The 11,297-nt window shown below is 36.6% G+C and carries 10 protein-coding genes, 1 riboswitch and 1 other annotated feature; of the genes, 9 read left to right on the forward strand and 1 reads right to left on the reverse strand.

The annotated features are described in order from the left end of the window. The 6 genes from Q5O73_RS08360 to metK all read left to right on the forward strand — a co-directional run. Positions 1–396, forward strand: a 396-nt coding sequence (locus Q5O73_RS08360) for a flavin reductase family protein (protein WP_302669457.1), incomplete at its 5' end; no start/stop codon positions are given. A 20-nt stretch (positions 397–416) separates the two neighbouring features. Next, entirely contained in the window at positions 417–935 is a 519-nt protein-coding gene (locus Q5O73_RS08365) for a shikimate kinase (RefSeq protein WP_021951804.1), read from the forward strand. A gap of 64 nt (positions 936–999) precedes the next feature. Then, positions 1,000–1,554 carry a M23 family metallopeptidase gene (locus Q5O73_RS08370; protein ID WP_302669458.1) on the forward strand — a complete coding sequence of 185 codons (555 nt, stop codon included), beginning with the start codon at positions 1,000–1,002 and terminating at the stop codon, positions 1,552–1,554. Positions 1,555–1,750: 196 nt separating this feature from the next. Further along, positions 1,751–3,043, forward strand: a complete 1,293-nt coding sequence (locus tag Q5O73_RS08375) for a UDP-N-acetylglucosamine 1-carboxyvinyltransferase (RefSeq protein ID WP_021951806.1) — start codon at positions 1,751–1,753, stop codon at positions 3,041–3,043. Between the two features lie 84 nt (positions 3,044–3,127). Further along, positions 3,128–3,363 (forward strand) — a binding site (T-box leader). A 97-nt stretch (positions 3,364–3,460) separates the two neighbouring features. Continuing rightward, complete coding sequence (locus tag Q5O73_RS08380; protein ID WP_021951807.1) at positions 3,461–5,452, forward strand: 2-isopropylmalate synthase; 1,992 nt, start codon at positions 3,461–3,463, stop codon at positions 5,450–5,452. Positions 5,453–5,522: 70 nt separating this feature from the next. Further along, positions 5,523–5,628: riboswitch (SAM riboswitch) on the forward strand. Between the two features lie 151 nt (positions 5,629–5,779). Beyond that, positions 5,780–6,967, forward strand: a complete 1,188-nt coding sequence (gene metK / locus Q5O73_RS08385; RefSeq protein WP_021951808.1) for a methionine adenosyltransferase — start codon at positions 5,780–5,782, stop codon at positions 6,965–6,967. Positions 6,968–7,051: 84 nt separating this feature from the next. Here metK and Q5O73_RS08390 read toward each other — a convergent pair whose 3' ends face one another. Next, positions 7,052–7,888, reverse strand: coding sequence for a pyridoxamine kinase (locus tag Q5O73_RS08390; RefSeq protein ID WP_302669459.1), 837 nt, complete (start codon positions 7,886–7,888; stop codon positions 7,052–7,054). A gap of 221 nt (positions 7,889–8,109) precedes the next feature. Here Q5O73_RS08390 and Q5O73_RS08395 point away from each other — a divergent pair, with 221 nt between their 5' ends. The 3 genes from Q5O73_RS08395 to Q5O73_RS08405 form a co-directional block, all read left to right on the forward strand. After that, the gene (locus tag Q5O73_RS08395) at positions 8,110–9,498 is read left to right on the forward strand and encodes a PLP-dependent aminotransferase family protein (RefSeq protein ID WP_302624144.1); all 1,389 of its coding nucleotides are present in this window, start codon (positions 8,110–8,112) and stop codon (positions 9,496–9,498) included. A gap of 56 nt (positions 9,499–9,554) precedes the next feature. Then, on the forward strand, positions 9,555–10,925 hold the full coding sequence (locus tag Q5O73_RS08400; RefSeq protein ID WP_021951811.1) for a CCA tRNA nucleotidyltransferase: 1,371 nt from the start codon (positions 9,555–9,557) through the stop codon (positions 10,923–10,925). A gap of 82 nt (positions 10,926–11,007) precedes the next feature. After that, on the forward strand, positions 11,008–11,297 hold a 290-nt coding region (locus tag Q5O73_RS08405), incomplete at its 3' end, for a hypothetical protein (RefSeq protein WP_368076753.1).

Raw genomic sequence — 11,297 nt, forward strand, 5'->3', positions numbered from 1 at the left:
ATAAAACACACAGGTCAGTTTGTTATAAATCTTACTACAGAGGAACTTGCCAAGGCTACAGATTACTGTGGCGTAAAGTCAGGGAGAGACGAGGACAAGTTTAAGGCAATGAATCTTACAAAGGAGGAGGCAAAATATGTTGCGGCACCTCTTATAAAGGAAAGTCCGGTAAACATTGAATGTGAGGTTCTTGAAATTACACATCTGGGAACTCACGACATGTTTTTGGCAAAGGTTTTATGCGTTCATGCTGATGAAAAATATATGGATTCTAAAGGAAAGTTTGATTTGGCAATGGCAGCACCGCTGGTTTATTCCCACGGACAGTATTACGGAGTAGGAAAAAAACTGGGAAGATTTGGATTCTCAGTGAGAAAAAACAAAAAGAGAAAATAAGAATCAGGAGGCTGAAAAATATGAGCAAAAGCAGTGATAACATTATATTGATAGGTATGCCGGGAGTTGGAAAAAGCACTGTAGGAGTAGTGCTGGCAAAGGTATTAGGCTATAGCTTTATTGATTCTGATTTAGTTATTCAGGAGAAAACAGGATGCCTCCTTAAGGATATTATTGCTGAAGAAGGTACAGAGAAATTTAAGGAGATTGAAAATGACGTAAATAAATCCCTTAACACAACAAAGGCGATAATAGCTACCGGAGGAAGTGCAGTTTACGGTCAGGAGGCAATGGAACATTTTGCAAAAATTGGAACCATTGTGTATCTGGAATTAGAACTTAATGAGTTGTCAAAGAGACTGGGAAGTCTTAAAAAACGTGGGGTGGTTTTAAAGGAAGGACAGACTCTTAAGGATTTATATAATGAAAGAACACCGTTATATGAAAAATATGCGGATATAATAGTAAATGAGCACAACAGTACAATACAGAAAACTGTGAACAAAATTGTTGAAAAATTGGAGGAAATGAAAAATTAAAATTATTAATAATCTATTTAATCAGAAGAGATGGTTTTGGGCGGTATCAGCCCTTGCCTTACAAATGATGATAGTTATTATTTTTTTCCAGATGGCAATGGAAATACATGCTTATAGTTTCATTGCCGGGCAAAATATAAAAATAAAAGAAGCTAAAGATAAGGCTGAAATGGCAAAAAAAGTTGTAACTAAAAAGAAAACCATTAAGAAAAAGGCAAAAGGCTCTGAGGCTTCTTTTATTATGCCTGTAAATGGAGGAATTACCACCTCAAAGTTTGGGGATACAATATCAAGAAGCTCAAGGCATTTAGGACATGACTGGGGAGTATGTGTGGGAACAAAGGTAAAAGCGGCAAAGGAAGGAAGGGTAACCTTAGCGTATTATAGTGAAAGCTATGGTTACAACGTTTTAATTAATCACGGAGATTTGGTGGAAACCAGATATGCCCATATGTCGGAATTAAAGGTGGAAAAGGGGCAGAAGGTTTCAAGGGGACAGGTAATAGGATTAAGTGGAAATACAGGAGACAGTACCGGTCCTCATCTTCATTTTGAAGTAATAATTAATGGAAAAAAAGTTAATCCCGTTAATTATGTAAAGTCCGGAAACGGTGGGTAACTTTTACCCGCTTAGTGCATATTCTAAAATTATAAAAAGCCTTTAGCTGTTTACAAAGTAGGAGATTGTGTTATAATATATGAAAGTGTGCATAAAAATATCAATAGGTGAAAAAAGCAGATTTTGACAAGAATTAAGGCACACTGTTATTTATTTGAGTAAATTTTTGGAGTTTACATAAAACCCGAGGTGAATAATGGAAAAATATATTATTAAAGGTGGAACACCACTTTATGGTGAAGTTGATATAAGCGGGGCGAAAAATGCAGCATTGGCTTTGATTGCAGCAGCAATTATGACCGATGAAGATGTAACTTTAGAAAATATTCCTGATGTCAGTGACATCAATCAGTTAATAGATGCAATAGAAACAATTGGGGCAAAGATAAACAGAGTTGACAGACATTGTGTAATTATAAATGGTGGAACCATTAATTCCTGTATTGTGGAAGAAGAACAGATGAGAAAAATAAGAGCTTCTTATTATCTTCTTGGTGCCCTTCTTGGAAAGTTTGGAAAGGCAGAGGTGGCTCTTCCGGGAGGCTGTGTTATAGGAGAGAGACCTATTGACCAGCATCTTAAGGGATTCAGGGCATTAGGAGCTACAGTTATCCAGGATCACGGAATGCTTAATGCACATGCAGATGTATTAAGAGGAAACAATATTTTCTTTGATGTTTCTTCAGTTGGAGCTACCATTAACATAATTTTGGCAGCTGTTATGGCAGAAGGTAAGACTATTATAGAAAATGCGGCAAAGGAACCGCATATTGTTGACGTGGCTAATATGTTAAACAGCATGGGTGCCGACATTAGAGGTGCAGGAACTGATAAGATTAGAATTAACGGAGTTGAAAAATTGCACGGAACAGTGTATTCTACCATTCCGGACCAGATTGAAGCAGGCACATTTATGTGTGCGGCAGCTGCAACAGGTGGAGAGATTTTAATTAAGAATGTTATTCCTAAGCATTTAGAGTGTATTTCATCTAAATTAATGGAAATGGGATGCACAATTATAGAATATGATGATTCAGTTAAGGTTAAAGCCGGTGATTTTATCAGATGTGCTAACATAAAGACACTTCCTTATCCCGGATTCCCTACAGATATGCAGCCACAGATGGCAGCAGTGCTTACTATGGCTAATGGGGTAAGTACCGTTACGGAAAGTATCTTTGAAAACAGATTTAAGTATGTAGCAGAATTAAACAGAATGGGTGCCATAACTAAGGTAGAAGGCAGAACAGCCATTATTACCGGAGTTGGAAGTATTCAGGGTGCTAAAGTAAAGGCAACTGATCTTAGGGCAGGAGCAGCATTGGTTATTGCGGGTCTTGCAGCTGAGGGATTTACTACGGTAGATGATATTGTATACATTAAGAGAGGATACGAAAGATTCGATGAAAAGTTGTCAGGACTTGGAGCAACTATCGCAAAAGTAGATTCTGAAAGGGAAGAACAGAAGTTTAAATTAAAAGTAGGATGATAAAAAAAATCAATAAAACTGATTAATATTGTCACTACACAAAGGAAAAGGCATATGTTAATATATGTTCATCCTAAAAATATTGCAAAGGCTATGAAGAGGAATAGTAATTAATGAGCTGTACCAAGAGAGATGTCGGAAGGTGCGAGACATCAGATGCAGGTTAATGAACTCGCCCCGGAGCTTCCGGCTGAAAACGTCAAGTAGGTCAGGACGGAAATCCACCGTTAAAAGGAAGGGATGTGAATGCATCCTATGAGAGTGTGTATTTATTACATGAAACAGAGTGGTACCGCGCAAGTAAAGCTTACGTCTCTGTGCTTCCTACAGATGGAGCACAGGGATATTTTTTTGCATTAAAAGTTGGAAACTTTTATATAGATATTTTTTAAAACAAGATTAAAGGAGATAATTATCATGATGAACTACAAGAAGTATAAGAGACAGTATTTTATGCCACCTGTAGTAACTACAGACTGGGTAAAGAAGGAGTACATTGAAAAGGCACCTATATGGTGTAGTGTTGACCTTAGAGATGGAAATCAGGCTTTAATTGAGCCTATGAGTCTCGAAGAAAAACTGGAGTTCTTCCAGATGCTTGTGGATATCGGATTTAAGGAAATAGAAGTGGGATTCCCGGCTGCTTCAGAAACAGAGTACAATTTCATGCGTGCCCTGATTGAAAGAAACATGATACCGGATGATGTTACAGTTCAGGTTTTAACTCAGGCAAGAGAGCATATTATTAAGAAAACTTTTGAAGCTGTAAAGGGTGCAAAGCACGCAGTTATTCATTTGTACAATTCCACATCAGTGGCACAGCGTGAACAGGTTTTCAAAAAGAGCAAGGAAGAAATAATGAAAATCGCCGTAGACGGTGCAAAGCTTCTTGATGAATTAGCAAAGGAAGTAGACGGCAACTTCTCATTTGAATATAGCCCTGAAAGTTTCTCAGGAACAGAAATGGATTATGCATTAGACGTATGTAATGCAGTATTAGATGTGTGGAAACCAACAAAGGATAACAAGGTTATTATTAATCTTCCGTCTACAGTGGAAAATGCAATGCCGCATGTATTTGCAACCCAGATTGAATATATGCATAAGAATTTAAAATATCGTGATGCAGTAACAATATCAGTTCATCCACATAACGACAGAGGATGCGGTGTGGCAACAGCTGAACTTAGTGTATTAGCAGGAGCAGATAGAATTGAAGGTACATTGTTTGGAAACGGTGAGAGAACAGGTAATGTTGATATAGTTACTCTTGCCATGAATATGTTATCTCATGGTGTTGATCCAAAGCTTGACTTTAGCAATTTAAATGAAATAAGCAAGGTTTACGAGAGACTTACAAGAATGAAGGTAGGTCCACGTCAGCCATACGCAGGAGATTTAGTATTTACTGCTTTTTCAGGTTCACATCAGGATGCCATTGCCAAGGGTATGGCGTGCAGGACAGCAGGCAAAACTGATGAGTGGACTGTTCCATATATTCCTATTGATCCTGTGGATATTGGAAGAACATATGATTCTGATGTTATTAGAATTAACAGCCAGTCAGGAAAAGGTGGCGTAAGCTACATTTTGAAGCAGAACTTCGGACTGGATTTGCCGGATAAGATGAAAGAAGAAGTGGGATATACAGTTAAGCATGTTTCAGATAAGGAGCATAAGGAATTATCACCTGACTGGGTATATCAGATATTTGAAGATAAATACATAAATGATGTAGGAGCTTTCTCTGTTCCGGAAGTACATTTCCAGCAGAAAAACGGCATTATGGCAGAAGTTACCATTGCACAAAATGACGGGGTAAGAATTGTTAAGAGTACAGGTAACGGTAGATTAGATGCTGTAAGTAATGCATTTAAGCAGTATTTTAATATTAGCTACGAACTTTCAGTATACGAGGAACATTCATTATCAAGAGGTTCTTCTTCAAAGGCTGTTTCTTATGTAGGAATAAGCTATAACGGAGCTATGCATTGGGGCGTAGGATTAGACGAGGATATTATTAAATCATCAATCCATGCATTAACAGTAGCCGTAAATCAGGTTATTAAGGAATTAGGTGAAAAAGACTGCCAGGACGAGAGACTGACTGAAATAATTAATTATATTAATACAAATTATTTAACGGTTTCTTTAGATGAATTAGCAGATCAGTTCCATCTTTCAAAACCTTATTTATCAAAGTACATTAAGGATAAGTCAGGAAAGACCTTTGGAGAGTTAGTTAAAAATGTCAGAATGAAAAAGGCAAGAACTCTTTTAAAGGGTGGAAACATGACTGTTGAATCTATTGCAGAAAAAGTAGGATACCAGAATGTTGAACATTTTAACCGCCTTTTTAAGAAAAAGTACGGAATGACACCGGTACAATTTAGAAACAGCAGAGATTAATGTTTTTGGGATTTATTCCTTGACATATGTATGCTATAATAGTAATATAACCATTGCAAATAAATATTTTCTCTTATTCAGAGTGGTGGAGGTACAAGGACCGAAGAAGCCACGGCAACCCCGACATTTGTCAGGAAGGTGCCAACCTGAGCAGACACAAGTTTGATCAATAAGAGGATTTGATACCTTGAATTCAAGTCCACTGTTTAGTGGACTTTTTCTTTTATAAAAATAAGGTTTAAAGAAAAATAAATTCTCACAAGTAGAAAATAAATATTTGTAAGATACTATAGTTAAAGCATTTAAAACAAAGAAAAGGAGAAGTAAATGGAAAAAAGATTGTTTACATCTGAATCAGTAACTGAAGGTCATCCTGACAAAATGTGTGACCAGATATCTGATGCCATATTAGATGAATTAATGCGTCAGGACCCTATGAGCCGTGTAGCCTGTGAAACAAGTATTACAACAGGTCTTGTGTTGGTTATGGGTGAAATAACTACAAAGGGATATGTTGATATACAAAAAATAGTAAGAAATACTATCAGGGAAATCGGTTATGACAGGGCTAAATACGGATTTGACTGTGACACATGCGGAGTTATAACAGCATTAGATGAACAGTCAGCAGATATTGCATTAGGAGTTGATAAGGCTCTTGAAGCTAAGGAAAACAAAATGTCGGATGAGGATATTGATGCAATTGGTGCCGGTGACCAGGGAATGATGTTTGGATATGCTACTAACGAAACAGAGGAGTTAATGCCATATCCTATTTCATTGGCTCATAAGTTAGCAAGAAAACTGACGGAGGTCAGAAAAAACGGAACACTTCCATACTTAAGACCTGATGGAAAAACACAGGTTACAGTAGAATATGATGAAAATGGAAAGCCATTTAGATTAGATGCGGTAGTTTTATCGACCCAGCATGATCCGGAAGTTACCCAGGAGCAGATACATGAAGATATTAAGAAATATGTATTTGATGAAATTCTTCCACAGGATATGGTAGACGAAAATACAAAATTCTTTATAAATCCAACAGGACGTTTTGTTATAGGCGGACCAAATGGCGATAGCGGACTTACAGGACGTAAAATAATTGTTGATACTTATGGTGGATACGCAAGACACGGTGGTGGTGCTTTCTCAGGAAAGGATTGTACAAAGGTTGACCGTTCAGCTGCTTATGCAGCAAGATATGTTGCAAAAAATATTGTGGCAGCAGGATTAGCAGATAAATGTGAAATTCAGTTATCATACGCCATTGGTGTTGCACATCCTACATCAGTAATGGTAGATACATTTGGAACAGGAAAGGTTTCAGATGAAAAATTAGTGGAAATCATTCGTGATAAGTTTGATTTAAGACCTGCAGGTATTATAAAGATGTTAGACCTTCGCAGACCTATTTACAAGCAGACAGCTGCATATGGTCATTTTGGAAGAAATGATTTAGACTTACCTTGGGAAAAGACTGATAAGGCAGAGGAACTGGCAAAGTTAGTTTAATGTGAATAACAGACAGTAAAAATGTCGCAAGATTATACACTAAAAAGTGTATTGCCTTGCGACATTTTTAATTAATATTGCACATTATTTTCCAATCATTCTAAGTAGCGAAGGAATTTCTGCCTCAAAATTCACTCCGTAATCCACGGAATTCTTGTCGTTATAGTTATTTTGTATGCACTTATAAGTGAAATCCGCAGCAATTTTTAAAGCTCCAAATATAGAGTAGCCGTTCATTAATGCACCAGTGAAGGTGCTGGCAAAAACATCCCCTGTTCCGTGGGATTTAATTGGAACTTCCTTTGTAGAGTAGCAAAAGAAGCTGTCTTCATTAGAATTATAACCTACAAAACCTAACTGTCCGGGATTAGTTTTAACTCCCGTAATAACAACATTTTTTGAACCCAGCTTGGATAATTGTAGAAGCATTGACTTAATGGTATCCACATCGGCGTCTTCTCCCGGATATTTGGCTCCAAGAATAAGGCTTGCTTCAGTAATGTTTGGAAGAATAATATCAGCCTTGCTGCAAAGGGCTGTCATTTTAAGAGCAAAATCAGGAGTAAAGCCTGAATACATTTCACCATTGTCAGCCATGGCAGGGTCAACAATTATATAGTTGTCTTTAGTTTTAAAGGCATCAAAATATTCCGATACAATATCCACCTGTTCCTTTGAACCAAGATAACCTGTGTAAATGGCATCAAATTTAAAACCTTCTTTTAACCAGTGATTTTTAATTGGAATTAAATCATCAGTTAAATCCCTAAAGGTAAAATTATCAAAATTAGTATGGGTAGATAACACCGCAATAGGTACAATGGCGGTTTCAATACCCATGGCAGATATTATAGGCAGTGCTACAGTAAGAGAACATTTTCCAAGGCAGGAAATGTCCTGAATACTCATTACTCGTTTCATAAAAAATCTCCTTGTATTTTTAATTGCCCCCTCCCTGCGGTCAGCGGCAATTAAGAATCCGTATATTTACAATTACATGTTTTTCAAGTATAATCCAGTAATGGTCTTGTTGTTAATATCATATTATGATTTTTTTTTAATACCAGAATGTTAAAAATGTAATTATTAATATGATGAAAAAATAGAATAACTCAAATTTCATTATAAAACAGGGGGAAACAATGCTTACTTATGATTTTGAAAACAGAGGGAAAATGTCTCTGTACGAATATTTGTATAAATGCATAAAGGATGATATTTTGTCAGGAAAAATTAAGGCAGGGGAGAAACTTCCCTCTAAAAGAGAAATGGCAAAAAATCACAACATAAGTGTTATAACTGTGGAAAATGCCTATGCCCAGCTTATTGTGGAGGGATATATTTTCACAAAAGAAAAACGTGGATATTATGCCAGCAGAATAAGTGGTGATTATCTGGGTGAAAATATTAAGAAGAAAAATATGGCAAGAAGCGTAGAACATAAAAAACAGTGGCTGGTTAATTTTAACTCTAATCATATAATGTACGATAACTTTCCCTTTGCAACATGGTCAAGAATAATGAGGCAGACCCTTTTAGACCAGGAAAATTCCTTCCTTACAAGTCCTGTTCCTAATGGGGTGGCAGAACTTAGAAATGCCATTGCAGACCATTTGGCACATTTTAGAGGAATGGAAATTAACCCTGACAATGTTATTGTAGGTGCGGGAACGGAATACCTTTACAGCATTATTGTTCAGCTTTTAGGTCGCAACACGGTTATTGCCTTAGAGGATCCGGGATATAAAAAAATCGGAAAGGTTTATGAAAGTAACGGAGTTAAATGTCTCCATTTAAAAATTGATAATATGGGAATAAATCCTGAGAATTTAACAGGAAGCGGTGCAGGAGCAGTCCATATTTCGCCTTCACATCACTTTCCAACAGGAAGGGTTATGCCGGTACAAAGAAGACAAATGCTTTTAAAATGGGCAAAGGAAAATAATGGCTTGATTATTGAAGACGATTATGACAGTGAATTCAGATTTTCGGGAAAGCCGATACCAACCATGGTGGGAATGGACAGTACAAGAGTTATATATATGAATACTTTTTCAAAAACTCTGGCTCCTTCCATTAGAATTGCCTATATGGTACTGCCGGATGAATTAATGGATTTGTATCATAAAAAATTGGGATTTTATTCCGGAACGGTGTCGGGATTTGAGCAGTACACACTGGCAAATTTTATTTCCAAGGGTTACTACGAGAGGCACATTAACAGAATGAGAAATTATTATAGGGAATACAGAAACAAAATAATTGGTGCCATAAAGCAGTCGGATATTTATGAAAAGGTTACCATAGAAGAAGAAAATGCAGGACTTCATTTTATTTTGGGAATCAAAAAGGACATAGATGACGAAAGCTTTAAGGCAGTTTTACGGGAAAATAATATAAATATATCCGGTGTTTCAGATTACTGCTATAATAAATTAGAGGAGTTTAATCATAAATTCATAATAAACTACTCTGCCGTGTCAGAGGACAAGTTAAAGAAAGCCCTCGATATAATGAACAAGGCATTGTAAACAGACTTAATTAATACTTTTAAAACTTACATCACATAAAAGAAGGACAGAAATTAATGAATGATTATAAAGTAAGAAAAGATTTTAATATAGAGATTCCAAAAAGTGTAAAAATGATAATAACTATTTTGGAAAAAAACGGTTATGAGGCATTTGCAGTTGGTGGTTGTATAAGGGATACTATTTTAGGCAGACAGCCTCAGGACTGGGACATTACAACGTCGGCTCTGCCTCAGCAGGTAAAAGCGTTATTTAACAAAACCCTTGATACGGGAATACAGCATGGAACAGTTACGGTAATGATGAGCAGAGTGGGGTATGAGGTAACCACATACCGTATTGATGGCGAATACAATGACAGCAGACATCCTGACACTGTGGAATTTACCTCTAATCTGATAGAGGATTTAAAAAGAAGAGATTTCACAATTAATGCCATGGCATATAATCCCACAGTAGGGCTGGTGGATGCCTTTGACGGAATAGGAGACATAGAAAAAAAGATTATAAAGTGTGTAGGGGTGGCAGAAGAGAGATTTGGTGAAGATGCCCTTAGAATTTTACGTGCCGTAAGATTTTCAGCCCAACTGGGATTTGATATAGAAGATAAGACTTTAGCAGCAGCTAAGGATTTGTCAGATACTTTAAAAAATATCAGTGCAGAAAGAATCCGGGTAGAATTAGAAAAACTAATTACTTCTAATCACCCTGATAAGCTGATTACAGCCTATAAAGCAGGAATTACCAAAGTGGTTTTGCCGGAATTTGACAGAATGATGGAATGCCCTCAAAACACACCATATCATATGTACAACGTAGGGGAACATACCATTAAGGTAATGGAAAATGTCCCTGACACAAAGGTTATGAGATGGGCGGCACTTTTACATGATGTGGGAAAACCTGATTCCATGACAATGGACAAAAAGGATAATAACCTGGTTCATTTTTATGGTCATGCCAAGGTGGGAAGCCTTATGGTACCTGAAATTATGAAAAGGCTGAAAATGGATAATAAAACCATAAAGCTTGTTACCCGTTTAGTTGAATGTCACGATGACAGAACTGCTTCCGGGGAAATGAGTCCTGCTTCCGTAAGATGGAGCGTTCATAAAATCGGGAAGGATATTTATGAACAGTATCTCCAACTGGCATATGCAGATTTTCAGGGAAAAAGCGATTACGGAAGAAAAAAGGGATTTGATAAATATCTTTATACCTGTCAGCAGTTTAAATACATTATGGACAATAACATATGTACATGTAAGGCAGAGATGGCTGTGTCAGGAAAAGACCTGATTGAAATAGGCTGTCCTAAGGGAGAAATAATAGGAACAGTGTTAGATGAACTTTTGGCAAAGGTGTTAGACAATCCTCAGTTAAATGAAAGAGAAACACTCCTTAATATTGCGTCAAAAATGTTCTAATAAGTAAGAAAACCTCATATCTTTAAATGACCGGTTCTCCACCATAGGGAGGGACGTTACCCATTTAAAGAGGAGGTTTTTTATGAATGAAAAAGCATTGACGGTATTTGACCAATACAACCTTAAAATAAATAGTACCTACAGAATAAAGGGAAATTACGGGTGTAATGTGGAAAAGGAAAAATATATTCTTCAGGAATACAATAACAGCAATGAAAAAATGGCGGCAATGAAAATTTTGTACAACTATATGGAAGACAAGGGTTTTATATGTGATTGTGTAATAGAAAATAATGAGGGAAATTATGTTACCATTAGCGAGGACGGCTATACATATATATTAAAAAAATGGTTTAATGCAGAGGAATGTAA

Source organism: Eubacterium sp. AF15-50 (assembly GCF_934835595.1).
Classification (GTDB): Bacteria; Bacillota; Clostridia; order Lachnospirales; family Lachnospiraceae; genus Eubacterium_G; species Eubacterium_G segne.